This is a genomic window from uncultured Aquimarina sp., assembly GCF_947496855.1.
Classification (GTDB): Bacteria; Bacteroidota; Bacteroidia; order Flavobacteriales; family Flavobacteriaceae; genus Aquimarina.
In genome coordinates this window covers 588,014-614,873 of sequence record NZ_CANMED010000003.1, presented here as the reverse complement: position 1 = coordinate 614,873, position 26,860 = coordinate 588,014, and the positions used below count along the sequence as shown (strand labels likewise).

Here is a 26,860-nt window from a genome sequence, read left to right as displayed (position 1 = left end):
TAACGAAAATAAACTTATTTCGTTACAATACTTAAAACCTAAATTAAAAAAAAATGTAATTATTGTAAAGTATCTATCTAAAGACACTCCAGTCTACCTTAATTGAAAATACATTAGAATAAATCGCTGCACTTTGATCTCCAATATCAGTTAAAGCGTAATCAACTTGTATGCCTTTATATTGAAAACCTATTCCAAAATTAGGTTGAAAACCTACATTGTCAGATCCATCAAACTGCTCTATATTTTGAAAATTACCAACACCTCCACGTAAATAAACAATTTTAGCGTAATCCAATTCAAAGCCAAAAGCGGGTGTGATACTAAGAGCAGAAGAAGAAATAATGTCATTAGTTTCTGCAAAACGGACAATCATGTCTAATTCTGTATTTAGTCCTATTTTCTTACCTAAGTCAAAATTTCTTGCAGCACCAAATTGTAGTTTTGGGATAGTTATTTCTGTAGTTTCTGGTAATTCTTGATCTCTAATTTGTGGTATTTGGTCTTCATCAGGGATACCATCGCCATTAAGATCACCAATAGCAAAATCATCTACACTCCACGCATTAAAAGTAGTGGTGATATCTCTTACCATAATTCCAAATTGCCAATTGTTTTTCTGATATTGTAATGCCGCATCAAGACCAAATCCCCAGGAAGACGCAAAATCCCCAATGACTCTTCGGATTACCTTTGCATTTACTCCATAACTTAATCCCTCAATAGGTAGTTTTCTAGAATACGAAAATGTAAAGGCATAATCTGCTGCGGAGAATAAATTGATCCTAGTATAATCAATATTTCCATCGGCATCTACTAGGCTCGTGGTATCAAGAATATCATCTACTCCAAATCTAATTAAAGAGAGCGCAATGGCACTTTTTTCATCCAGTGGCATGGCAAAAGCTAAATAGTCATAATTAGCAATATTCGCAAAATACGCTGCGTGCATAAAAGATACTTGATTATCTTCTAGGTGAATTAATCCAGCAGGGTTCCAATATCCAGAATTTACATCTCCAGAAGATGCTACCACAGCATTAGCCATACCTAAAGCACCAGCATCTACACCAATGTTTAGAAATTCATTAGAGTATTTTCTAGTCTGTGCCAAAGAAATTGATACAGTTAGAAAGAGTAAAACAATTATAATTCTTTTCAATCCAAGCGATTTTTCACAAATATCTCACTATTTTTCAACATGATAAACTTTATTTGCGATTTCATATTGTGCAGTCTATGTTAATAGACGAAAATAGTTTGTTATTTTTACACAAAAATCAAACCATATGCAGTTTAAAAAGCAAATTCCTAATATTATTACGCTACTTAATCTTTTTTGTGGATGTATAGCTACAATTTTAGCAGTTCAAGGAGCTTTAGAATTGGCGGCGCTTTTTGTGGTGCTTGGCATTGGTTTCGATTTTTTTGATGGTTTTGCTGCCAGAATTCTTAATGTTCAGAGTGAATTAGGATTGCAATTAGATTCTTTAGCAGACATGGTCACCAGTGGATTAGTGCCAGGTGTTGTAATGTATCAGTTACTTACAAAAGTTTTTGGTTATCCTTATCGTTTTGTTTCTGAAGAATCAGAATATATTACTTATAGCGAATTTGTCTTAAAAGATTTTGGGATAGTGTATCTACCATTGTTAGGACTTCTTGTGACTCTGGCTTCTGCTTATAGGTTGGCTAAGTTTAATGTCGATACGAGACAAACTACATCTTTTATTGGATTGCCGACTCCTGCAAATGCTTTATTAATTTTAAGTCTACCATTAATTCTGCAGTTTCAAACAGAAGTTTGGATCTCAGATATTATACTTAATCAATGGTTTTTGATTGGTTTAACACTAATAAGTTGTTATTTATTAAATGCTGAAATTCCGTTGTTTGCATTGAAATTTAAAACATGGGGATTTGCAGAAAATAAAGTGCGTTATATATTCTTGTTAATCAGTCTAGTGCTTTTATTAATTCTTCACTTTACCGCAATACCTTTTGTGATATTGTTATATGTACTGATATCTATTATTTTTAAAGAAAAAAGCACTCTTTAATACTTATAAGTAAATGAAAAATGTTTTCATACTACTGTTTTTTTTGATAGGTATAGCTTTTATATTTAACTGTTCGAATGAAGTAAGAAATACAGTTAAAGAAAAGAATGACGGTATCGTGTTAGTTAAAAAACATGATTCATTATATTATATACAGATTAAATCAGATTCTTTAATAGACTCTTGGAAATTACCATATCCTGTGTATCAATTTCAAATAGGAGATGTAAATGCAAATGGAAAGAAAGATATATTAGTGGGAGTTATTAAAACTACTCGATTTGACTCTGTAAAGGGTAAACGTCTTTTTATTTTTAAAAACTATAAAGGATATGTCCGTCCATTATGGTTGGGATCTAGGTTAGGTAAACCGTTAATAGATTTTAATTTTGTAAAAAGAAAAGACGGAAACTTTATTAGAAGTATTGAAAAAGAAAAGAGCGGAAAAGTATTAATAGCAGAATATAAATGGCGTAGATTCGGATTAGAATTTAAAAGATATATTCATCGAGAAATAGATAGTGTAGTAGCAATGCGTATAGTTAAAAACGAAAATTGATAAATAAAAAGAATTATGAAAAGACAGATACTCTTTACTAGTTTCATTTTGTTTTTAATCGCCTGTGGAGGTGATAAAAAATCCGAAGAAAAAAAACAAACTGTTGCTTCTCCAAATGTTGTTGAAAAAGTAGAAAAGCATGAAGAACTTAATGAAGATGTAGAGAATCCTATTTTGATCAATGGCGAATTAGATATAGAACAATTAGGAGGAGATATTGATTTAAAAATGAATGTTTCTTCGTTAAGTCTTTATGAAATTAGGATTTTGCGTAACAGTTTTGCTGCTAAACAAGGCTATTGTTTTATGAAAGGTGATCTCAGATATACTTTTAGTGCTACAAGTTGGTACGATGAAAGAATGGAAGATCGTTATTGGGCAGAAGAAGGAGGGAAGGATATAGAACCTATTTCCTATTCGAATGAAGAAACAATTTTTATTGAGAAATTGAAAAAAAGAGAAGATGAATTAAAAGGACAAAATTTAATACAAAAAGGGGGCAAGCAATTGGCGAATGTGAGTAATGTCGTGAACCTTTTTCAATTAAATGAACCCGCACCTGAGTTAATGAGCATGTTAGGTAAGAATGGTTTTGCAATTGTACCTAATAACAATATTCAGTTATTTCACTTATACGAACAGAATGATTACGCAGAGTTCCCGAATTTTGTAACAACAGATATGTATATGCAATTGTTCCATATGTATTTTGGTTACATCCTTAAACAAATAGAAGAAGAGCAATTTATTCCTATCCTGTCTCAGATCTGTGAATCAATGATAAAGGATATGCAAGGGTTAGTAACTTCTGCCTCTGATGAATCTATCAGAGAAATAGCAAAATTCAATCATACATATTATGCGATAGCATATACTGTTTTAACTGATAAAAAAATAGAAGTACCATCAGGTTATGAGCAACATTATGAAACTGAATTAATGTCAATTAAGAATGCAGAAGATAGTACTTCTAAGTTTTTAGAATTTCAGGAGGTCAACTTTCCTTATAGTTTGTTTAAACCTCGAGGTCATTATACTAGTACCGAAACGTTAAAACGATATTTTAGTGCAATGATGTGGTTGCAATCTGCGCCTTTTTGTCTCAATAATGATTTGCAATTCAAAAGAGCTTTGGTGAATGCATCTGTTTTAGGAGACAGTCCAAATTTTAAGAAAGAGACATTACAGAAGTATAAGGCAATAATGGAACCGATTAATTTTATAATAGGTCAGCCCGATAATGTTTCCTTTTTAGATTTGATAGATTTAATTGAAAAAGAAGAACTTCCGATAGAGGAGATTTTACAGAATACAGCTGTTATAGAAAAAATGAAGGAGGAAGTGAAAAAAATGGCAGATATTAAAGATAAAATAAAATCAGGTGGTGGAAGTTGTAAAATAAAAATCAACTTTATCCCACAACGATATTTATCTGATAACGATGTTCTTCAGAATTTAGTAGATCTAAAAAGTAAAGTTTCTAAACGCCCATATCCACAAGGTTTAGATGTAATGGCTGCTTTTGGGAGCGCATCAGCAGAAAACTTATTATTGAATGAGTTAAAAGAAGGTGAAAAATGGAGTGAGTACCCTACGTTGCTTTCTGATATGCAGCAAGAAATGGGTGATCTTAATTGGGATGCTACTTTATATAGTAAATGGATACAAAGTTTATTGGAGTTACAAAAGCCGAATGATAAATATCCTTATTTTATGCAAACTTCGCAATGGGATAAGAAGAACTTAAATGCATCATTGGCATCTTGGGCAGAACTTAAACACGATTCTATTCTTTATGCAGAACAACCAATGGCAGCTGAGTGTGGATCTGGAGAAGAGGTGCCAAGTCCATATACTGTCGGTTATGTAGAACCTAATATAGGATATTGGAATACCGTTATTGAATTAATAGATTTAACAAAATCTGTCTTAGAAAGAAATAAGTTGTTAAACTCTAATATTTCTAGAATCACAACCGGTTTAAGAGAAAATGCAGAGTTTTTATTATCTGCGAGTAAAAAAGAACTTGCCGGTAAGAAGTTATCTGTACAAGAGTATGGTCAGATAGAAATAATAGGTAGTACATTCGAATGGTTGACATTAGACCTTGTTAAACAAAAAGATCAATACCTCGATGGTTGGCATAACGTAAAAGGAGCTGATAAATCAGTGGCGGTTGTAGCAGATATCTATACAGCCAATGGTGATAACAACCCCGACAAAGGTATTTTGCATGTAGCAACGGGAAACGTAAACGATATATATGCAGTGGTAGAAATTGAAGGATATTTATATATAACCAAAGGTGCAGTATTTGGATATCATGAATTTCATCTTCCGATGGGAAATCGTTTAACAGATGAAGAATGGCAGGAAATGATAGAAAACAATGAAGCAAAAGGAATACCAGAATGGATGAAAGATATTATTGTGCCAATACCTGTTCCTGAAACCAATGAAAAAATATTCTATAGTTCGGGATGTTAAAAGAAACTAAACATTCTTTTTTGATTCAATACAAGTTTTACATATTGGTTGTTGTATTGCTGATTACCCTAGTAGCGTTTGATTCTTGTGATGTGTTTAATAATAGTTCCAATGAGGTTAGTATTGTTTTTGCTGGAGATCTGTTATTAGACCGAGGGGTAAGGAATCGTATTGAGCATTTAGGAATGGATAGTTTGTTTGATTCATCTATAGATTCAGTTTTTGGAAAAAGTGATGTTGTTATTGCAAACCTAGAATGTCCTGCTACAGCTATAAAAGAACCGATCAATAAAAAATTTATTTTTAGAGCAGAACCGTCTTGGTTAATGTCATTAAAAGATCATGGAATTACTCATCTTAATATGGCTAATAATCATTCTATGGATCAGGGTAGAAAAGGTCTTGTAGATACGAATAGGAATATCCTAGATACTGGTTTGACGCCTTTAGGATATGGCAAGGATACTAAACAAGCTTGTCAACCGCAATTAATAGCAACCACTCCTAGAAATGTTTATGTGTTCTCCTCTCTTCAGGTTCCATCAGAAAATTGGATGTTCCTAGAGGATAAACCTTGTGTATGCGAAGATTCTTTTGAAACAATTTCTTATAAGATTAAGAAATTAAAGAGTAAGGAGCCTAATTCGGTAGTTATAGTTCAATTACATTGGGGAGCAGAACATACGCGGGTTCCACTAACATATCAAAAGCAGCAAGCGTATCTATTAATTGATTCTGGGGCTGACGGTATTATTGGACATCACCCTCATACAATCCAAACAGTAGAGTTGTATAAACAAAAACCAATTTACTATAGTATAGGTAATTTTATATTTGATCAGAATAAGCCTATAAATTCTAAAGGATTATTGGTACAGTTAAAAGTGAGTAAAAAGGATATTACTTTTAATCAATTAGAATTTATAATTGAAAAATGCACACCAAAAATTTTATATGAATAGAATAAGAGTCGATCTAAAAATCTAATTTCTTTTTTCTTAATTCAAAATTTTGACCAAGATATACTTTACGCACCATTTCGTCTTCAGCTAACTCTTCTGGTTTTCCTGCTTTAAGAATACTTCCTTCGAACATTAAATAGGTTCTATCTGTGATTGCAAGTGTTTCCTGTACATTATGATCAGTAATCAGAATACCAATATTTTTGTTTTTTAGCTGCGCTACAATCCTTTGAATATCTTCTACTGCTACTGGATCAACTCCTGCAAAAGGTTCATCAAGTAGAATAAAATTAGGGTCGGTAGCCAATGCTCGGGCTATTTCTGTTCGGCGTCGTTCACCACCACTTAATAAATCACCACGATTTTTTCTAATATGTCCTAAACCAAATTCTTCTATTAGGGACTCCATCTTATGCAGTTGCTCTTTTTTAGACAACTTTGTTAATTGTAGAACACTTAATATATTATCTTCAATACTTAATTTTCTAAAAACAGAAGCTTCCTGTGCTAAATATCCAATTCCATTCTGAGCACGTTTATACATCGGAAATTTAGTGATGTCCGTAGTATCTAGTGTGATTTTACCACCATTAGGTTTTACCAGGCCAACAATCATATAAAAAGAAGTCGTTTTACCAGCTCCATTAGGTCCTAAGAGCCCTACAATTTCTCCTTGGTTTACTTCCAAAGAAATCCCTTTTACTACTTTTCTTCCTTTGTATGATTTTATTAGATTTTCTGCTTTTAATTTCATCTGTTATTTTTGTTTATTTTTAAAGGTCAGATGGAATTCGCCATTAAAAATGCATCATTAAAATTAACTTTTCACCAATGTCTCATTTTATAACCAGAATGACTTCTTTAAATATTTAGTGTTGCTAAAATGAGCTGATAAATTTACACTATTCTTTTGAACCTGAAATTTAAGATTCTTTTGCTTCCAATGCATCCCAAAACTCATATGCACGACGTAAATGAGGTATTACAATAGTACCACCAACCAAAGTAGCAATACTTAGGGTTTCTACCACTTCTTCTTTAGTTAAACCTTCTTTGTAGCAGGTCTCTAAATGATACCTTACACAATCATCGCATCTAAGAACAGCTGAAGCTACTAAGCCTAACAACTCTTTTGTTTTTACATCCAAAGCTCCTTTCATAAAAGCATTAGTGTCTAAATTGAAAATTCTTTTAATGATTTTATTATTGTCTTCTAAAATACGAGAGTTCATTTTCTCTCTATATTCATTAAACTCTTCTACTACGTTACTCATTAGGTTTTCGATATTAATTTGTTTTGTTTTTTGATCACCATTTTAGAAATAAAGATACTTATCTCGTATAACACTAAAATAGGAATTGCAACAATAACCTGACTTGCAATATCCGGTGGTGTAATTACTGCTGATAAAATTAAAACAATTACCAGAGCAAATTTTCTGTATTTTTTTAAGAATTCTGGAGTTACCAAACCTACTTTAGTTAGGAAAAACATGATTACTGGCAACTCAAATATTAACCCACAAGCAATTACTGAAGCTCTTAATAGTCCAATATAACTATCAATATCGAATTCATTAAGGACTTCTTCACTTACCTGATATCCGCCTAAGAAATTAATAGATAATGGAGTAATCACGTAGTATCCGAAAAGAACGCCTAGGAAAAATAGAAATGAGCAAATTATGATAAACCCTTTAGAATGTTTTTTTTCGTTACTATGCATTGCAGGAGCAATAAATTTCCAAAATTCATATAAAACATATGGGAAAGCAGCTATAAAACCTGCCGTAATAGATGTCCAAATATGGACAGAGAACTGTCCAGCAACTTTTCGACTTTGTACACTAAAAGGTAATTCTTTAAAGCATAGGCTTTCATCCAAGCCTAATAGTTTTGATAAGTTACAGAGTCCTTTATATGTAGGAAAATCAGGTTTTTTAGGACCAAAAATTAATACGTCAAAGATAAATTCTTTGGCTATAAAAGCAGCGATCGCTGCAATTAAAATAGCTACGGTAGCTCTGATTAGATGCCAACGTAACTCCTCTAGGTGATCCAGAAAAGACATAGCTTGTGGATCTTTCGTCGTTTTTTCCTCCATATTATAAAATACCTTCTCTCATTAGATCATGAATATGCAAAAGCCCTGCATACTTACCTTTTTCTTCTGCTAATAATTGTGATATTCCATATTCTTCTAGTCTGTCTAGGGCATCAACGGCCATGGCATTTACATCAATACGTTTAGGATTTGGAGACATAATATCTTCTGCGGTCAATCCTTCAAAAGAAGTATTAGTGGTTAACATTCTACGTAGATCTCCATCTGTAATGATTCCAATAATTTCGCTATCTCGAGTTACTGCGGTAGCACCCAATCTTTTTTCGGTCATTTCTACAATAACAGAATTGATATTAGACGCTGCACTAACTTCGGGCTTTTCGTTTTTTGAGGTAATATCGTTTACACGAAGATATAATTTTTTACCTAGGGCTCCACCAGGATGATATTTGGCGAAATCATTACTAGAAAAACCTTTTAAATTCAATAAACATACCGCAACGGCATCGCCTATAACTAATTGTGCTGTGGTACTTGTAGTAGGGGCTAGGTTATTAGGACAAGCCTCTTTTTCTACAAAAGCATTTAATACAAAGTCTGCTTCTTTTCCTAGAAAAGATTCTTTATTAGAAGTGATCCCAATTAAAGTATTGTTAAAGTTTTTAATTAAAGGAACTAGTACTTTGATTTCGGGTGTATTTCCACTTTTAGAAATGCAAATCACCACATCATCTTTAAGAATATTACCTAAATCTCCATGAATGGCATCAGCAGCATGCATAAATACCGCTGGGGTACCGGTAGAATTCATAGTAGCGACTATTTTTGAAGCAATAATAGCACTCTTACCTATTCCTGTAATAATAACGCGACCGTTAGAATTATGTATGGTGGTTACAGCTTCGGCAAATTCCTGGTCGATAAGTTGTTCCAGATGTGCAATAGCTTTGGCTTCTTCGTTAATGGTTTTTTGGGCAAAAGAAATAATAGTATCGAGGGTGTTCAAAATTTATAAAATTTGCGTGTTATAACTAAAGATTTTATTATCTTTAATTATGCAAAGGTATGTAATACCTTATGAATTTTAAATAGTGCCGAAAAAAAGCTTACTATTTTTTGTTTGCTTATCTTTGGTAACTTTTTGAAAAAAGAACAATCCACTAGATCTTTAATGGGGAAAAAGGTTTTAGTGATAACGATTTTAATTTAATTGGTATATAAAAGTTAAACAATTTAATGAGTTTGAACGAAACCGACTTACAAGGAGCTTTAAAAAAGTACTTTGGTTTTAGTCAATTTAGAGGATTGCAGGAAAAGGTAATAGAAAGTATTTTAAGTAATCAAAATACTTTTGTTATTATGCCTACAGGTGGTGGAAAATCCCTTTGCTACCAGCTACCTGCTTTAATGTGTGAAGGAACGGCTATTGTAGTTTCTCCTTTGATCGCACTAATGAAAAATCAAGTAGATGCTATTCGAAGTATTTCTTCAGAAGAAGGAATAGCTCATGTACTGAATTCTTCCCTTAATAAATCTGAGGTTAAGAGAGTAAAAGAAGATATTGTCAATGGGGTAACTAAATTGCTTTATGTAGCTCCGGAGTCTTTAACAAAGGAAGAATACGTAGATTTTTTAAAAGAACAAAAGATTTCTTTTTTGGCTGTTGATGAAGCCCATTGTATTAGTGAATGGGGTCACGATTTTAGACCAGAATATAGGAATCTGAAGAATATTATAAAGAGAATAGGAGAGAATATTCCAATTATTGGACTTACCGCAACAGCTACTCCAAAAGTGCAAGAAGATATTCTTAAGAATTTAGCAATGAGTAATGCTACAACTTTTAAAGCATCGTTTAATCGTCCTAATTTATTTTACGAAATACGCCCTAAGACGAAGAATGTTGATGCTGATATTATTCGTTTTGTAAAACAAAATAGTGGTAAAAGTGGTATCGTATATTGTCTAAGTAGAAAAAGGGTAGAGGAACTTGCTCAGACGTTAGAAGTAAACGGAGTGAAAGCAGTCCCATATCATGCTGGTTTGGACGCTAAAACACGTGCAAAACATCAGGATATGTTTCTTATGGAAGATGCTGATGTAGTAGTTGCTACCATAGCTTTCGGAATGGGTATTGATAAACCGGATGTACGTTTTGTAATCCATCATGATATACCCAAAAGTATAGAGAGTTACTATCAGGAAACAGGTCGTGCTGGTAGAGATGGAGGAGAAGGGCATTGTTTAGCATATTATGCATACAAGGATATCGAAAAACTGGAAAAGTTTATGAGTGGTAAACCTGTGGCAGAACAGGAAATAGGTCATGCACTTTTACAAGAAGTAGTGGCTTTTGCAGAAACCTCAATCTCTAGACGTAAATTTATATTGCATTATTTTGGGGAAGAGTTTGATGACGTTACAGGAGATGGCGCGGATATGGACGATAATGTGCGTAATCCAAAGAAAAAGCACGAAGCAAAAGATGAGGTTCAATTGCTGTTAAAGGTTGTGAGTAAAACCGGAGAAATTTATAAATCTAAAGACTTAGTAAGTACATTAATTGGTAAAAGTAATGCACTGATTATTTCTCATAAGACCCACGAACAACCATTTTTTGGGACTGGTAAATCTAGAGAAGATAAATATTGGATGGCATTAATCAGACAAGTGTTAGTCGCTGGATATTTAAAAAAAGATATAGAAACATATGGTGTTATCAGAATAACTCCTAAAGGAAGAGAGTTTATTGAATCCCCAGTTGGTTTTATGATGACAGAAGATCATGTCTTTAATGAAACTAAAGATGATTCTATTATTACTGCTGCCAAATCTGCAGGTAAAGGAGTAGGAACAGATAATCGATTGGTGGGGATGCTAAAAGATTTAAGGAAAAGTGTAGCAAAGAAATTAGGAGTTCCACCTTTTGTGGTATTTCAAGATCCGTCTTTAGAGGATATGGCACTGAAATATCCGGTAAATATTGAAGAATTAGGGAATGTACATGGAGTAGGAGAAGGTAAAGCTAAAAAATATGGAAAAGAATTTGTAGCACTTATTTCTAAATATGTAGAAGAAAATGATATCATGCGTCCGGATGATTTTGTTGTAAAAAGTACTGGAGCTAATAGTGGTCTTAAATTATATATCATCCAGAACGTAGATAGAAAATTACCGCTAGATGATATCGCTGCGGCTAAGGGTATGAATATGAATGAGTTTATCAAGGAGATGGAGGCTATCGTATATAGTGGAACTAAGCTTAATATTACGTACTGGATTGATGAAATACTTGATGAAGACCAACAAGAGGAAATCCATGAATATTTTATAGAAGCCGAAAACGATAAAATAGATACTGCTATTGAAGAGTTTGATGGTGACTATGATGATGAAGAACTAAGACTATATCGAATCAAGTTTATTAGTGATGTAGCTAACTAGTGATATATAAAAATATAAAAAGGTGTAGAAGCTAGCTTCTACACCTTTTTATGAAATTTCACTTATTGCTAATTAAGCCCAAATCTCAATACCATCGTCATCTCCATTACATTGTGGTGCATTATGAATAATTGCAGGGCAGTTTAGATAATTTCCATTACTTAATCTCGCGGTTGTGCCGCTACAATAATAGTTACAACTTGGAGCTTCTATTAGGATAGGATTTCCTCCTTGAACTGATTTTTGTTCTTCTTTTTCTAATTTTTGAACTCCATTTAAATTTAAAATGTTTTTTAACATACTATAAATTTTTAATAATGATTTGTACCATCTTGAACATTTAGAGACACTCAAGATATATGTCTTTATAGTAGTTAATGTTACTACGAGAAGAATTGTTACTTAATGTTGTGTTAAAAAAAAAAGAGTTTTAGCTCTTTTTCCTTTGACTTTATTGCTCAGGTTTTTTTATTAGAAATTTACCATTTCTTTAGAACAAACAAAGAAGGCTTTGAAACATTTCAAAGCCTTTTGTTTTAAATTATATGATTGTTTTCCGATTAGAATATATTCACAGAGAGATATAAGCTAGAGGTAGTCAACTCTGAGTCTGGTATCAGTGTGCTTTTAGATATATTTTTGCTGGTGTACTGTCTAAAACCAACTTTAAAACGACCAGAACCAAAACCTCCACCATAAAAATAATCTGTTGTGGTATTTTCTATTTCGTTGTCATCAAAAACATTCGACTCAGTGCCAATATTAAAATCTACTGTTAATCCACCTTCCAGGAATAATTCGAATTTAGAACTTAAGTAGATGTGAAATCGGGGACCTACAGCTACATTGATACTTTTATAATCTAGTTCGAATTCACTGTTAGCAATGGCAAGATCACGACCATCCATCGTAAAAGCTTTGTAGGTAGATTCTAAAAAGAAACTTAAATCTACTTTAGAAAACGGTATAAACGTTTCTACAAATATTCCATATCTAGGAACAAAAACATCTTCATAACTTACATTTCCGGCACTTCCTGCTATTGAGTTATGAGTAAAACTACTTAAATCAACAGCTGCTACAATGCCAATTCTGGTTTGATTGATTTTTTTGCGAATGATATATTCGATCTTATTTCCTTTACACTCATTATACTTTTTAAAATATCTTTTTAAGTCACCTTGAGTATACGTTAATTTGGATACATCCTGATTTTTGCAATTTACCTTTTCTTTTAGCTGCTGCTGATAGGTGTTATTTTCTTGTGGGATGATTTTTTTTCCTGGTTTTCTTGTTTCATCGGGAGTGTAGAATACTTTATAAAGTAATAATTCAGGGTATATGGTGTTTGGATCAGTGTAGAAAAGACGATGAACATTATTTTCTGAGTATTGATATAATGTTGTTTTACTTTTTAGGATCGTTCTAAGAAATATTTTTTTGTATTTAAGATTTGGATCTTTTGATTTAGTCGATTTACCTACCGTGTCTCCATTTAAATCAAATTGCAAGATGTATCTTTTAAATCTATAATCTTCGCCTACTGCAAACTCTTTAATGTTTTCAATTGTTTCGGTTTTGGAACTAGAGGAGATGGTTCTCTTCCATTCGAACTCTGTTGGATTACTTTTCCAAGATAGTTTTTTGATCAGGCATTCTTTTCGGTTTCCATCGTTATCAATAAAATAACCGGCTTCATAGATGCTCTGTGCACTACTAGTAGAAATAAAAAATAAGCCTACTACAAAACAAAGTAAAGATTTCATGTGTGTGACGATCTGAGTTTGTGAAGAAGCAAATATAGCTTTTTTGTTAAAAAACGAATGTTTTTATCATTGAATTATCCTGAAAATGCGAAGATTAGATACAATGAATATTCAAAAATTATACTACTTAGTATATATCAACTTATCATTAAACACTCATCCCAACTGGTTTCGAAATCGGCTAGATAATCTATTAAAGTAAGACCGATACCTGCAATCCCTTCTAATAGAGAAATTTCCTTTTTCCATTCATCTGGACCTTTCCACTGTTTGTATCCAGCATATCCATCAATATGAGTTGCTTTATTTAATCCATCCTCTATCCAGAATTCGCAAGCGTTTTTAAAAATGTCATTGTTTGTTTCTTTAAACATTCTTAGAAAGATCTGCGCATTACCAAAAGAACCGTGACATATTCCAGCATCCTTCACCATGTTTTGTTTATTATTGGTTCTTTGGGCAGCGTGTTCCATGATAGTAATAGCAGTGTTTTGTAGTGACTCATCCTGTAAAACTTTGGAGGCATGCCAAAGTCTAATTCCAATGCCTAAGTCTCCATAACACCAAGCTAGTCTACTTTTATATTCATAGCTACCATTTTCGTATATGATATTTGGAAAAAGTGTAGCGTCCTCTTTGTTTGGGTTTTCATATTGTAAGATGTAAGATATCGTTCCTTGAAGCATTTTTTTTGAGGTCTTCTCGAAATCCTCATGTCGGGAGAGTTTGGTTAGAATACCAACAATACTGGACATCCCGTGAGAAAGACCTAGGTTATATACTTTTTCTTTGTGTTCTAAACCTATTTCCGAAATCCATCTTAGTGTATTTTTGTAATCTTCTGATTTATTACGTATTAGATGTATGAAAGAAAGTAGGTACGTCTGATAGTTTTTTCTCGCGCTATCAGATTTTGTGTTTTCATATCTGCTAAGAAAATAAAATGCATACCCTAAACCACCGTGTAAAAAGTCGTAATTTCCCTTTTGTAGATCGTCAATCATTAATTGATAGAGATAATTATCTAAATCTAAACATAAATTGTCAATATCAATTTCAATAAAATCATTTTGTTCTAAATGATTGAGAACCCATCCCATTCCTGAAATTCCCGAACAATACGTACCATAGTTATAACCTTCATTAATTTTTTGGATACAGTTTTCTATTAACTTGTAACCAGTGTCAGTAATGTCTTTATCTAAAAACTTTGCATAATAAAATTGGAATAAGGTAATGCCTGATAAACCAGATAAAACACCAATATTCTCTTCTTGATATTGTTGTTGATCAACAATAGTATTGATTTCTTTCAGTTTTTGATGAAGCTTATTAATATTCATAGCTTCTGTTAGGTTTATTTATTAGGAGAGAAAAGTCTATTCTTTTCTCTCCTAATTTTAGGGTTAATACTTGATGTCTATAAACAGTGTACTTGTATAGAGTCACAGTTCATATCTGTTTCTCCGCAGATATTTTTTGATACAACTTCACAATTTTTAGAAAAACAATCAGGAGTAGCAGAATCAGTAGGACAATAACGGGTTCCTACAGTGCATACAGGGCCTATTAGTGAAGTATCATTACCACCACCTTTTATCGCAGAACTACCAAGTCTCGAAACTACATTCTTTTTCAAGGATAAACCGTTTAACTTTTTTTTCTTCATGATTTTAATTTTAGAATAATAAGATTCTGAACATTTATAGACACTCAGAGTTTATGTCTCGTAATTGTTCATGTCATTAGAATAGATATTGTTTCTTAATTTTTTGTTAAGAAGGAGAAGATGCTTATACTATACGTTCTTATTTTACCTAGTTAAGTTTATAGATAACGTATTACATTTGAATTGCTTTACTTGTAATAAGAGGCAATTAGTGTAATGTGTTTTTTAGTAGTAGATCATTGCTTTTTCTTTCTCAAGAAAAGTCCATATGGAATAATTAAAATCAGAATTAAACCCAATCCAATCCATAAAAACATCCAATAGTTAGTGGCTGGCAATAGTGTCCCACTGTCACCAATCAGTACCAAAGATGCCCAATAATGAGGAGATGCTTCTGCATCGGTATTATTGCGTAAGTAATTAAGTTTTGCGTTTCGTAAAGCAGCTGATTTAGTTTGTCCCTCACTAAGATTTTTATAAAAATCAGAAGTGATCGTTGCAGTAGTCTTATCATTCGTACTCCACAAGGATGGAATCACAGATTTAGCTCCGGATTTAAAAAATCCACGGGCAAGACTCATTATACCTTCACCACTACGAACCTCTCCCAGAGATGTATTGCAAGCACTGAGTACTACTAAATCAGCATTGTTTTGCAGTGTATTAAGTTCTTGATGGTATAGTTTATCATTCCTGAATGCAATCCAGGGATTTAAACTGTCCGAAGCATTTGCATGGGTTGCCAAATGAACAATTTTATACTTGTTAACTTCTTTTGTGAAGTTTTTCTTTGTAGCTGCCTTTTTAGTCAATAGAGAACCTGAATAATACGAATTAGCTTCAGAGATTTCTTCTAAGCTTTTGGATAATGTTGTTTGTTGATCCTCAAATTGAACTGGTGCTATTCCTAAGAAATCTTTAGAGGTTTCTCTGGATAAAGAAGCATTTTCTTTCATAAATGAAAGCGAATATCCATAGTTAATTTCATTACTTTCTATCAGATAAGAGTTTTTTTCTATATCCGTTATTAAAGCCTCAAACGGTATATAGTTCAATATATAATCAGCCGAAATAGTTATTTTTTTGTTTTTAACTAAAGATTGTATTTCTTTAGGGAATAAGGATTGATAAATACTATATGAAAGTTTGTTATACTCCTGTATTTCTTCTTGAGTTGTAAAAGGTTGATTTAATTGTTCTCTTAATGTGTAAATGTTCTTCTCAAACTGCTTAAGATTATCAATCTTAAACATTTTCTTGGAGGTATTGGACACCAATAATCCATAAGCTTCAAAATCAGCACCAGCAACATTTTTTTCCATCACATATTCTAGTATGATTTCATCATCAGATAATTTTAAATCCTTTAATGTTGTAATCGCTGGTAATGTAGAAGAAGTAAAGTGTTTTGGGTATTTTATAGAGAGAGAATCTGTAAAATCTTCTAAGTGTCGTTTTTCATTAAATACAATCGAAGATATAGAGTCTTTCTTACTATCATCATTAGTAGTGATTAGTTTTTTTTGAAGCTCTATAATCTTTCTTTTTACAGCATTTTCTTGTTCTAGTATTTCTTTTGGGACCGTATTCTTTTTTCTTTCTACTTCTTGCATCAATAACAAGGCCTTGCTTTTTTCCATAAAGTAAAAAGCATCTTCTATTTTGTCCATTTCATAACAGGCTTCCAGCGCCATAATGTAGATTTCTGAGGCTAGATTTCTCCACAACAATTTTGCACTGTTTGAAATATCTTCTTTAAGCAATATATTTATCAAGACATCACAAGTATATGCTGTTTTTATAGCCTCCATAAAGAAGGATGGGTTGTTTTCTTTTTTAGCAAGTAGTATCCAGGCTTTTAATTTTCTTTTTAATAATTCAAGAAAATAAGCCTTATCTACAATATTTTTCATTCGATTTTCTTTTGGCAACCAATAAATATCTGGTGTAGCAATACCAAAATGATATGAAAAAGCGATGGCAAAATTTTGTTGGGCATCTAGATATTGTCGTTCTTGTATATTTTTAAGGCCTAATCCCATATATACATCGGGTAATAAGTTAGAATCTTTTGGAAGATAGGATAATGCATTATGAAAATACTCTTCTGATTTAGAATGATTGACTTCAATATGCGTGATTCCTAAATTGATACATACTTGACCTAATTGCTCCATGAACTGATTAGCTTTTGCTATTTCCAGTGCTTTTTTTAGATAAAAAATAGATTTTTCAGAATCCTTAATTTCAGACCCGGAACTGTATAGAGCTCCAAAATTATTATTTATATGAAATAAGGACTTTTGACTTGAATTTTTACTTATGATAGTTAAGGAATCGGCAATGGTTAGATGATAAATAGCTTTTTTAGTACTCGCAGCACTTCTAATGTTTCGGTATGAAACGGCGAGGTTATTATGAATACTAATTATTCGATTTAATTGTTTTTCTGAATTATAAAATTCAAATGCTTTTGCATAATAAGTAACTGCTTTATGATAATCTCCAATTTCATCATAAATACTCCCAATAATCGAGCAAGTTCTTCCTTTTAAAAAGTTGGTCCCTCCAAGTGCTAATATTTTTTTTAGATAAGTAGTAGCAATGTCTAAGTTCCCTTTTTTTTTATTGTAAATAGCGTAACCATAATAACTTACTTTTAGTGATCTAACATCGAACGGGCAAGCAATTTCCCTAGCTTCATAAGCAATTTTTATGACCTCAATAGCTTTGTCCCATTTTTTTTCGGCGTGTAGCCATTTTGCTAGTTTGTGGGCATCATATCCTAATTGAGTATAGTTTTCTTCTTGGACATATGTATCCAAAAGGTTTTGGTATATATTTAATTTTGCAAAATCTGTTTCTGGAAGCTTATGAATAGAATCTAATCGCGTAGATATTCCTTGACTATAAGAAATTATAGTCAAGGAATATATTAGGGTTAGTATAAAACGGGATATTGATTTTTTCAATATAAAAGTTTGTTAATTACCTTCGATACGATTTATTATAGCACAAAAATTCTCTAGGCCAATTAATTCTGGATTAGATTTAGAGTCGAAAGGAAAAGTATCAGAACCTTCCGTAAAATCAGGTACATCTTCGTTTACATCATTTGACGCTCTAACTACAACAACTTCTGGCTTAGGTGCTTCATCTCTAAGAATTCCAAGAAAAAAATCTACATTTTCACAACCATCATTTAGTTGTATGAAAGTTATAAATAATACATTTTCTCTAAAATATTCAAAATAATCTAATCTATCTTGAAAAGACATATCAGGAGGGTAATAAAGATAAACCTTACGAATTGGGCCGTCTGGAATATTATTATCATTATTATTAATAATAATAGATTGCCTTTTAGATAGACCGTTTTCTTCAATAATATTTTCCTCTTCAATTCCAATTTCATCTGTTGAGCAGCTTTGTATTCCAATTGTAAAAACTGCGGCTACTACTAGTAATTTGATTTTTTTCATTCTTAAATCTTTTTTTGTTTATATATTTATTAGAATGTTTCCCTAACCTAATAAATGTTACCACGCAAAAGTAAAAAAAATCAAATAGTTAAAGATATCTTAATGCAAATAACTGAAAAAGATATAAGTACATATGTATTTACGTAAAGGTTTCATCTCAATTTTTTGGATACGAAATAACCCAGTAAAATTACCAAAATAACACCCAACCCAATCCACAAGAATAACAGATTATTAGCCCGTGGCAATAGTGTCCCACTGTCACCAATCAGTACTAAAGATGCCCAATAATGAGGCGAAGCTTCTGCATCCGTATTATTGCGTAAGTAATTAAGTTTTGCGTTTCGTAAAGCAGCTGATTTAGTTTGTCCTTCACTTAGATTTTTATAAAAATCAGAGGTGATCTTTGCAGTAGTCTTATCATTCGTACTCCATAGTGATGGAATCACAGATTTAGCTCCGGATTTGAAGAATCCACGAGCAAGACTCAACACACCTTCCCCTCTACGAACCTCACCAAGAGAAGTGTTACAGGCACTGAGCACCACTAAATCGGCGTTGTTTTTCAAGGTGTTCAACTCTAGATGATACAATTTTTTATCTCTAAAAGCAATCCAGGGATTTAAACTGTCAGATGCATCCGCGTGAGTCGCTAAATGTACTATTTTATATTTATCAATTTCTTTTTTAAAGTTTTCTTTTGTAGCTTTATCTAAACTTAATAACTCTCCATCATAATAACTATTAGCATAAGAGATTTCTTCTAAACTTTTAGATAAACTAATTAGTTTGTCAGGAAATTCAACTGGAGCTACTCCAAGAAAATCTTTGCTCGGTTTTCTTATAAACGAGTTGTTTTGTTTTTTAAACGAAAGCGAGTATTCATAAGTAATCTCTGTTTCTTCTATTAAATATAGATTTTTTTCCACATCTATTATTAGAGCTTCGAAAGGGAAATAATTAAGAATATGATCTCCTATTATGGTAAGCTTTTTATTTTTTATATCATTTCTAATCTCTCTTGGGAATAAAGAATTATATACTGTATTAGAAAGTTTTTTATATTCTTCAATTTCTTTTGAAGTATTAAAAGGTTTATTTAATTGTTGTCTTAATTTGTAAATGTTTTTCTCAAACTTTTTAAGGCTATCTATTTTAAACAACTTTTTTTTGTCCTTTGATAATAACATTCCATAAGCTTCGGGCGCTACACCATATACCCGTTCTGCCATAGAGTATTGAACAATAATCTCATTATTTGGTAACGTAACATCCTCTAAAGAAATAATAGTGGGAAGTTCTGTGGATGTAAAATATTCTGGATAGTATGGGGCAAGAGAATCTTTGTATGCTTGGAGTTTTGTTTTTCTGTCTAATAGAAGTGAGGATATCGAATCTTTTTTACTTTCTTTTGTGTTAATCAGCGTATTTTGAAGATTAATTATTTTATTTTTCAAAAAATATTCTCGTCCTAGTATACTATCAGGAATATCAATTTTTGTTTTACTTACATCTTGCATTAATAATAAAGCTTTGCTTTTTTCCATAAAAAAGAATGCATCCTCTAAATTATTACTTGCGTAGCAGGCATCTAAAGCTATAATGTATATCTCAGAAGCTAAGCTTCTCCAGAATAGTTTTGACTCATGCGAAATATCTTCTTTTAAAAGATAATCTATTAAATCATTACAGGTGTATGCAGTATGAATAGCTTGTTGATAATATTCTAAATTATGGTCTCTTTTACCCATTAATATCCAAGTATGCATTTTTCTTTTTAACAGTTCCAAGAAATATGCTTTGTCATCTAAAACACTCATCTGATCTTTTTGAGGTAACCAATGACTATTTGGGATTTCTTTATTAAAAAATAAAGAAAAAGACTTCCGGAAATATTCTTGCGCCTCAGTATATTCTCCGTTTTGTTTTTCATCATATCCAAATCCTGCATAGATATTTGCTAAATAGGGATCGTCTTTTGGAATATATAATAATGCTTGATCAAGGTGATGTCTAGAAAGAATAGAATCTACTCCTATATAAGAGATGCCGATATTATGATGTATAAAGGGTAATTCAGACAAAAGATTATTTTTCTTAAGAACTTCCAACGCTTTATCATAATAATCAAACCCTTTTTTTATATCAACCGTACCCGCTCCTTTTTGATATAGATTAGCTAAGTTATTATAAACATTACTTAGTTTTAGAAGATTAGGTTTTTTACTTTTTTTAATTAAAGATTCTGCGATCAATAAATGATGTATCGCTTTTTTATTACTTATTTCATTTCTAATATTAGTATATGTGATGGCAATACTTATATGATTACTTATTGTATAGTTTAGTTTTTTATTTTTACTGAAATACTCAAAAGCCTTTGATTGATATTCTATTGATTTATAAAGATCATCTAATATCTCATAACATTTGCCTATAAGTGCATTGGCTCTTCCTTTAAGGTAATCGGTTGTACTCACTTCGATTACTTTTTCGAAATACTCAATAGACTTAATTATATTGCCGTAGTTTTTATTATAATTAGCATAATTATAATAGCTTCTTTTTAACAATTCTGGATCATATGGATTGGCTTTTTCTCTTGCCTCATATGCCATCTTAACTATTTTGATGGCCAATGGTCTGTCGTTTTCTCTCAGCATCCATTTAGCCAACAAATGGGCGTCATACCCTAATTGCGTATGATTTTTTTGTTCGCTGTAAGAATCCAAAAGCTTATAATACATATCAAGCTTGTCGTGATCAGTACCAGGGCTGTTATGAATAGAATCTAATGTAAACGATATATCCTGACAATGAACATTCATCACCAGGATATAAAATAAGAAGGGGATATATTTTTTCAATTGATTAGATTCTAATTTTGTGGATAATTGATTAGAGCATAATTGTCATACAACCTGAAATTAAACTTTCTAAATCAGTATAAGTATCTAATATTTCGAAAGCTGAGACGTCACCATCTTCAGTATCTACGTCAGAGCCATTTCTTGTATTGTAAACGATCGTAGAACCTTCAACAGTCCCGTCACCATATTCCCTAGGAATTTTAGAACAGTCTACTCTCCAGATTTCTATGAATTGACATTCAGTAGCTTTAAAGGTAAAAAATCCAAATGATTCTGTGCTATTCATATGTTGAAATCTAATTACATCACGCTCATTAGAGCTTGTGGTACTCGGAAATACTGCAAAAATTTTGCAATAAGAAGTTGGACCTTCTAACGAATTGTTAGATGTTAGTTTTTTAGATAATAATTCCTGTAATGTTACCTCTTCAATTCCAATTTCATCCGTTGAGCAGCTTTGTATTCCAATTGCAAAAACTGCAGTTACTACTAGTAATGTGATTTTTTTCATTCTTAAATCTTTTTTTGTTTTCATTATTTATTAGTATGTTCCCCTAACCTAATAAATGTTACTAGGCAAAAGTAAAAAAAATCAATTAGTTAAAGATATCTTAATGCAGATAACTGAAAAAGATCAACTTAAGCAACTCGTTACAGGGGATAAAGAACTTATGCAAGACTTGTATATAAAAGAGTTTCCTAAAATAAGAAGTTTTGTTCTTGGTAATAGTGGAGATATTGCAGATGCAGAAGATGTTTTTCAGAAAGCATTGATGCAACTAATCGCCAGATATAAGGTAAAAGCCTTTGTAATAGAAAGCTCTTTTAGCGCTTATTTCTATGCAGTTTGTAGAAATTTATGGCGTAGAGAACTAAATAAACAAAAAAGGATAGTAACAAATGATGAGGTTTTGGAACACTCTAAAGAAATAGAAGACATGACTATGGCGACTTTAGAACAAGAAAAATGGGAACTTTTTCAGGAGAAATTAACAAAACTGTCCGATAGCTGTAAGCAATTATTACAGTTGTTTTTTCAGAAAACACCTTATAAAGATATTATGGAAAAACTAGGATATAACACAGATAATGTAGTGAGACAACGTATTTTTAATTGTAAATCACAATTGACTAAATTGATTAAAAGCGATACCAGATATAATCAAATTAAAGAATTATGAAGGACTACCCAATAGAAATTGATGATTATCTGAGTGGTACTATGTCTGCATCAGAAAAGCAAGCATTCGAAAAAAGAGTTGCTGAAGACTCAGCACTAGCTGAAGAACTAAAGTTGCAAAAAGATATGCTAACCATTTATGAGGACGAAGAATGGGTGCAAGGTGATAAAAAAGTATTAAAAACAGATAAAGCTTTACAACTGAAATCTTTTTATGAAAGTGATAAAGCAGTTAATTTGAAATCTACTATTAATGAAGTAATCGCAGAAAACAGATCGAGTTCACAGAGTAAAACCTTTTGGTTTATTGGAATTGCTGCATCTATTGCTGTTTTAATCACAATTTCTTTATTTGTTTTTAAGGATACTAATTATGATGAGTTATATGCTTCTTATGTCCATATGGATGAGATACCGTCATTAGTTACTAGAGGCGAGGATGCTAATACATTACTAGAGAATGCACAATTGTTATTCGAAGATAAAAAGTATCAAGAGGCAACAGAGTCTTTTGCAACATATCACGAAAAAGAAATTGCTATCGACCCCTTAAGCTATATCTATAATGGTATTGCTTATATCGAACTCAATAAGTTTGACGAAGCCTTAGCACAATTCGAACTATTAACCAATTCTAATACTTTGCAGTCTAAAAAAGCAAATTGGTATAAGGCTTTGGTGTTTTTGAAAGAAAAGAATAAACGTAAGCTTAAAACTGTTTTACAAACAATTACGGCCGATAAAAGCAATTATAAATATACAGAAGCTCAAGAGCTGTTGGATAAAATTGATTAAATCTATTAGAGATTATTTTTTTAGACCTTAAATTTATTAATTCGAGAGATTCGACCGAATAGCAGTTTCTTTATTAATTTTAATAACAGTATCTTTAATGAAAGCTCCAAAAGAATCTATTTTGTTACACTAAGCTTGTCGAAGTGTAATTGAATACAGAGGCTTTATTGATCTTCGACATACTCAGACTGACCTTTGTATTCCTTAACTTAATGATATTGGTTTTCGCATAAAACTATATCTCTAGTATTACCTTTTCAGTAAACAAGATTTCTTTAAAAAAAAATGCATTGTTAAAAACCTTCAGTAACCGCGGAGCTTGTCGAAGAGAGAGTTGAGATTTAGAGGCATATGCCTTCAATAAAAACCTTGCATAGAAATCACTTTAATTGGGAAACAATCCTACGTTTTTGTACACTAAACATTAAGCAATTACCTATCTTTGCAGCTTAAAATTTAATAAGCTTAAAACACGCAGTTATGCAAGACGGATTATACGCAAAATTTAATACAACAAAAGGAAGCATTCTAGTAAATCTAGAGTATGAAAAAACTCCGGGAACAGTTGGAAACTTTGTAGGTTTGGCAGAAGGAAATATGGAAAACCAGGCAATTCCTCAAGGAAAACCTTATTATAATGGGTTAAAATTCCATAGAGTTATTCCTGATTTTATGATTCAAGGAGGAGATCCTCAAGGTTCAGGAGCTGGTGGACCAGGATATCAATTTGATGATGAAATTCATTCAGATCTTACGCACGATGGACCAGGAGTATTATCTATGGCTAATGCGGGACCGGGGACTAACGGAAGTCAGTTTTTTATTACTCACGTAGAAACTGCTTGGTTAGACGGTAAACATACTGTTTTTGGTAAAGTGGTAGAAGGTCTAGATGTTGTCAATGCTGTAGCACAAGGAGATACTATTGAATCTTTGGAGATTGTTAGAGTAGGAGCTGATGCAGAGAATTTTAATGCAGTAGAGAGGTTTAGACAGTTTAGTGGAGCTAAAGCAGAGAGAGAAGCTGCAGCAAAAAAAGAAGCAGAACAACAGTTAGAAGAATTGGCCGCTGGATTTGATAAAACAGATAGTGGTTTGCATTATAAAATAATTCAAAAAGGAGATGGAGCACAAGCGGAAAAAGGAAAAACCGTTTCTGTTCATTATAAAGGGAGTTTAACAGACGGTACTGTTTTTGATTCTTCTTACAAGCGTAATCAACCAATAGATTTTCCATTAGGAATGGGGCAAGTAATTCCAGGATGGGATGAAGGTATTGCTTTATTACAAGTAGGAGATAAGGCACGTTTTGTAATTCCACCATCTTTAGGGTATGGAGCAAATGGTGCTGGAGGAGTAATTCCACCAAATGCTACTTTGATTTTTGACGTAGAATTGGTTGCGGTGAAATAAATCCCTTTTTTAAGGATAAAAAAAACCTCTGAAGTTTATTTCAGAGGTTTTTTTGTGCTGATTGTCTGTGATTTTATAGTGATAAATATTTTTTAACTTTTCGTTAACACTTGTAGGCAGCCTTAAAAGGGGTGTTTTTACGTCTCAATTTGCAATTTTTACCGAAAATAGTAAACTTTTCCATCTATAATTTAGATATTTACATCCCCTTTTTGGAGTTGGGAACAAATAAAGAACCCCTTTTTTTTGTTAGTTATGAAGTGGATACTAGTAGTTTTTTTAACATTTTGTTGTATAAATTTTTCTTTTTCTCAGAAAGATGAGGCTACAATGGCAGCTATTAATGATCAGATAGAAATCATCGATAGTTATATGGAATCTGATGTGTTTTCTTTAGATCCAGAAGAGTTTCTTGATCAAATTGCTGATCACGGTGCAGAACTTAATGGATATTACGAGCACGAGCGTCTAAAGAAAATAATAAGAAGAATAGGTATGCCTAATGCGATGGTGATTACTATTTTCTATTTCTGGAACGATCAATTAATCCATGTAGACTATAAGCAACGTCAATATATGGAAAAGAAAAATGATGATGGTTTCGTAGTGATGGATTATTCTAATGCTTTCACAAAGTATGAATCTAAGTATTATTTTGATAAAGGAGAAGAGATCGATAAAGTAGTTACAGGTAAGGCAGTTACTAATATTGAGCCCGAAGAAACTTTTGTGGATTATAGCCTTCGAATGAAATCGTTGTTGGATAATAAATTTAAGAACAGAAGTACGTATGATGCTCTTCAGGGGAAATGGGTGAATGTTCAATTTCCTGATGAACATATGATTTTCGAAGAAACCATACGATTTAATTTCCGAGATGGTAAGTTTTTAAAGCGATTGAAGGTAAAAATTAAAGATAATGTTATGTATTGCTCATCTCCCAAAGACCAGTATATTTATAGATATAAAATAGAATCTTTAAATGCAGTTGAGTTAGTAGTTAAGGATTTACAGGATACATCCTCTAACTTAGTTTTGTATAAAAAGGTAGAATAAAAATGATACTATGAATCTTCAATATCCTATAGGAGAATTTGAATGTCCTACGAATATTACTAAAGTACATATCTCTAAGTGGATAAACGATATAGAAGAGTTACCTGCAAAAATATCTGAACTTGTTTCAGGTTTTTCTGAAGAACAATTAGAGACTTCTTACCGATCTGGTGGATGGACAGCAAGGCAAGTTATTCATCATGTTAATGATAGTCATCATAATGGTTATATACGTTTTAAATGGGCACTTACAGAAGACAAGCCAGTCATTAAAGCTTATTATGAAGATCGATGGGCAGAATTATTTGATACTAAATCAGCACCTATTCATCTCTCATTAGATTTGATTAAAGCATTACACGCAAAATGGGCATATTTCTTAAAAGGACTATCAGAGAATGATTTAGAAAAAGTATTTATTCATCCAGAAGGTACTGTAGAAATTTCGTTAGCAGAAGATATTGGTATCTATGCTTGGCATGGAAATCATCATTTGGCACATCTGCAGATAGTGGCAACAGCTACAAAATAGAGAGTATCATTCGTTGCATTTCTCTATAACCATCCTTTAATCCAGAATAGTCTAGATTATAATAAGAAATAGTCTTAAATCCCAACTTTTTATAAAATTGAAGGGCAGGACTTGTGGTCATAACATCAAGCCAAATAATTTTTTTATTCAATTCTTTAGCTAGATTTTTTGTGAAATCTAGAGCAAATGTACCTATGCCTAATCCCGTAGCTTCGGACAGAAGATATATTTTTTCAAGTTGGAGAGCTTCAGTTTTTGTGTATCCTACTAATTCTTGATGCTTTCTTAGTTTTAACAATCCGAGAACCTTGTCGGATTTTTGAATTAAAAAATAAATAATATTTTCAGATTCAATGTTTTTTTTAAAAGCGGCTGTAGTAAAACTTAGATTGACATAAAAACTAGTGTCTCCGTTTTTCCAGATATGTGAGTAGTGTTCTGGATAGAATTGTTGGCTTACTTTTGCTAAAGCCTCAATATCGTTTTCTGAACATCTATGGAATTCAATTTCAAAAGTCAT

At 32.1% G+C, this 26,860-nt stretch carries 24 protein-coding genes; 10 read left to right on the top strand and 14 right to left on the bottom strand.

Annotation, left to right across the window (positions count from 1 at the left end; all coding sequences use genetic code 11):
* Nucleotides 1-73: 73 nt before the first annotated feature.
* Complete coding sequence (locus Q0921_RS12170) at nucleotides 74-1,162, bottom strand: PorV/PorQ family protein (RefSeq protein WP_299257160.1); 1,089 nt, start codon at nucleotides 1,160-1,162, stop codon at nucleotides 74-76.
* 127 nt (nucleotides 1,163-1,289) lie between these two features.
* Here Q0921_RS12170 and Q0921_RS12165 point away from each other — a divergent pair, with 127 nt between their 5' ends.
* From Q0921_RS12165 to Q0921_RS12150, 4 genes are read left to right on the top strand one after another with little or no spacing between them, the layout of a single operon-like run.
* Entirely contained in the window at nucleotides 1,290-2,060 is a 771-nt protein-coding gene (locus Q0921_RS12165) for a CDP-alcohol phosphatidyltransferase family protein (protein WP_299257158.1), read from the top strand.
* Nucleotides 2,061-2,073: 13 nt separating this feature from the next.
* A complete protein-coding gene (locus tag Q0921_RS12160; RefSeq protein ID WP_299257156.1) occupies nucleotides 2,074-2,619 on the top strand; it encodes a hypothetical protein in 546 nt (181 codons plus the stop codon).
* A 15-nt stretch (nucleotides 2,620-2,634) separates the two neighbouring features.
* A complete protein-coding gene (locus Q0921_RS12155) occupies nucleotides 2,635-5,106 on the top strand; it encodes a DUF3160 domain-containing protein (RefSeq protein WP_299257154.1) in 2,472 nt (823 codons plus the stop codon).
* Nucleotides 5,107-5,126: 20 nt separating this feature from the next.
* The gene (locus tag Q0921_RS12150) at nucleotides 5,127-6,068 is read left to right on the top strand and encodes a CapA family protein (protein ID WP_299257151.1); all 942 of its coding nucleotides are present in this window, start codon (nucleotides 5,127-5,129) and stop codon (nucleotides 6,066-6,068) included.
* Nucleotides 6,069-6,081: 13 nt separating this feature from the next.
* On the opposite strand, the gene lptB is transcribed toward Q0921_RS12150, so the two are convergent.
* The 4 genes from lptB to Q0921_RS12130 form a co-directional block, all read right to left on the bottom strand.
* Nucleotides 6,082-6,822, bottom strand: a complete 741-nt coding sequence (lptB, locus tag Q0921_RS12145; RefSeq protein WP_298546783.1) for an LPS export ABC transporter ATP-binding protein — start codon at nucleotides 6,820-6,822, stop codon at nucleotides 6,082-6,084.
* A 169-nt stretch (nucleotides 6,823-6,991) separates the two neighbouring features.
* On the bottom strand, nucleotides 6,992-7,342 hold the full coding sequence (locus tag Q0921_RS12140) for a carboxymuconolactone decarboxylase family protein (protein ID WP_299257149.1): 351 nt from the start codon (nucleotides 7,340-7,342) through the stop codon (nucleotides 6,992-6,994).
* Nucleotides 7,342-8,172 (bottom strand): twin-arginine translocase subunit TatC, encoded by an 831-nt coding sequence (tatC, locus tag Q0921_RS12135; RefSeq protein WP_299257147.1) that lies wholly within the window; start codon nucleotides 8,170-8,172, stop codon nucleotides 7,342-7,344. Before tatC ends, Q0921_RS12140 begins: the two co-directional genes overlap by 1 nt.
* Before the next feature lies 1 nt (nucleotide 8,173).
* Nucleotides 8,174-9,139, bottom strand: coding sequence for a KpsF/GutQ family sugar-phosphate isomerase (locus tag Q0921_RS12130; RefSeq protein WP_299257145.1), 966 nt, complete (start codon nucleotides 9,137-9,139; stop codon nucleotides 8,174-8,176).
* 230 nt (nucleotides 9,140-9,369) lie between these two features.
* Here Q0921_RS12130 and Q0921_RS12125 point away from each other — a divergent pair, with 230 nt between their 5' ends.
* The gene (locus tag Q0921_RS12125; RefSeq protein ID WP_299257143.1) at nucleotides 9,370-11,577 is read left to right on the top strand and encodes an ATP-dependent DNA helicase RecQ; all 2,208 of its coding nucleotides are present in this window, start codon (nucleotides 9,370-9,372) and stop codon (nucleotides 11,575-11,577) included.
* Between the two features lie 72 nt (nucleotides 11,578-11,649).
* Here Q0921_RS12125 and Q0921_RS12120 read toward each other — a convergent pair whose 3' ends face one another.
* The 8 genes from Q0921_RS12120 to Q0921_RS12085 form a co-directional block, all read right to left on the bottom strand.
* Nucleotides 11,650-11,877, bottom strand: coding sequence for a hypothetical protein (locus Q0921_RS12120; protein ID WP_299257141.1), 228 nt, complete (start codon nucleotides 11,875-11,877; stop codon nucleotides 11,650-11,652).
* A gap of 260 nt (nucleotides 11,878-12,137) precedes the next feature.
* Nucleotides 12,138-13,343: a hypothetical protein gene (locus tag Q0921_RS12115; RefSeq protein WP_299257139.1), complete on the bottom strand. Its 1,206-nt coding sequence runs from the start codon at nucleotides 13,341-13,343 to the stop codon at nucleotides 12,138-12,140.
* A 137-nt stretch (nucleotides 13,344-13,480) separates the two neighbouring features.
* On the bottom strand, nucleotides 13,481-14,686 hold the full coding sequence (locus Q0921_RS12110; protein ID WP_299257137.1) for a lanthionine synthetase C family protein: 1,206 nt from the start codon (nucleotides 14,684-14,686) through the stop codon (nucleotides 13,481-13,483).
* A gap of 77 nt (nucleotides 14,687-14,763) precedes the next feature.
* Nucleotides 14,764-15,012 (bottom strand): hypothetical protein, encoded by a 249-nt coding sequence (locus Q0921_RS12105; protein ID WP_299257135.1) that lies wholly within the window; start codon nucleotides 15,010-15,012, stop codon nucleotides 14,764-14,766.
* Nucleotides 15,013-15,248: 236 nt separating this feature from the next.
* A complete protein-coding gene (locus tag Q0921_RS12100) occupies nucleotides 15,249-17,939 on the bottom strand; it encodes a CHAT domain-containing protein (RefSeq protein ID WP_299257133.1) in 2,691 nt (896 codons plus the stop codon).
* A gap of 57 nt (nucleotides 17,940-17,996) precedes the next feature.
* Nucleotides 17,997-18,494, bottom strand: a complete 498-nt coding sequence (locus tag Q0921_RS12095) for a hypothetical protein (protein ID WP_299257131.1) — start codon at nucleotides 18,492-18,494, stop codon at nucleotides 17,997-17,999.
* Nucleotides 18,495-18,646: 152 nt separating this feature from the next.
* Nucleotides 18,647-21,361, bottom strand: coding sequence for a CHAT domain-containing protein (locus tag Q0921_RS12090; RefSeq protein ID WP_299257129.1), 2,715 nt, complete (start codon nucleotides 21,359-21,361; stop codon nucleotides 18,647-18,649).
* A 31-nt stretch (nucleotides 21,362-21,392) separates the two neighbouring features.
* Nucleotides 21,393-21,875: a hypothetical protein gene (locus Q0921_RS12085; protein WP_299257127.1), complete on the bottom strand. Its 483-nt coding sequence runs from the start codon at nucleotides 21,873-21,875 to the stop codon at nucleotides 21,393-21,395.
* Between the two features lie 103 nt (nucleotides 21,876-21,978).
* Here Q0921_RS12085 and Q0921_RS12080 point away from each other — a divergent pair, with 103 nt between their 5' ends.
* The 5 genes from Q0921_RS12080 to Q0921_RS12060 all read left to right on the top strand — a co-directional run bounded on the left by Q0921_RS12080 (nucleotide 21,979) and on the right by Q0921_RS12060 (nucleotide 26,340).
* Entirely contained in the window at nucleotides 21,979-22,545 is a 567-nt protein-coding gene (locus Q0921_RS12080) for an RNA polymerase sigma factor (protein WP_299257125.1), read from the top strand.
* Nucleotides 22,542-23,339 carry a hypothetical protein gene (locus tag Q0921_RS12075; RefSeq protein ID WP_299257123.1) on the top strand — a complete coding sequence of 266 codons (798 nt, stop codon included), beginning with the start codon at nucleotides 22,542-22,544 and terminating at the stop codon, nucleotides 23,337-23,339. Before Q0921_RS12080 ends, Q0921_RS12075 begins: the two co-directional genes overlap by 4 nt.
* Before the next feature lie 480 nt (nucleotides 23,340-23,819).
* Complete coding sequence (locus Q0921_RS12070) at nucleotides 23,820-24,752, top strand: peptidylprolyl isomerase (protein ID WP_299257121.1); 933 nt, start codon at nucleotides 23,820-23,822, stop codon at nucleotides 24,750-24,752.
* Between the two features lie 255 nt (nucleotides 24,753-25,007).
* Nucleotides 25,008-25,808, top strand: coding sequence for a hypothetical protein (locus tag Q0921_RS12065; protein WP_299257119.1), 801 nt, complete (start codon nucleotides 25,008-25,010; stop codon nucleotides 25,806-25,808).
* A gap of 10 nt (nucleotides 25,809-25,818) precedes the next feature.
* On the top strand, nucleotides 25,819-26,340 hold the full coding sequence (locus Q0921_RS12060; protein WP_299257118.1) for a YfiT family bacillithiol transferase: 522 nt from the start codon (nucleotides 25,819-25,821) through the stop codon (nucleotides 26,338-26,340).
* Here the strand turns inward: Q0921_RS12060 and Q0921_RS12055 are convergent.
* Nucleotides 26,330-26,860: a GNAT family N-acetyltransferase gene (locus tag Q0921_RS12055; protein WP_299257117.1), complete on the bottom strand. Its 531-nt coding sequence runs from the start codon at nucleotides 26,858-26,860 to the stop codon at nucleotides 26,330-26,332. The genes Q0921_RS12060 and Q0921_RS12055 overlap by 11 nt on opposite strands.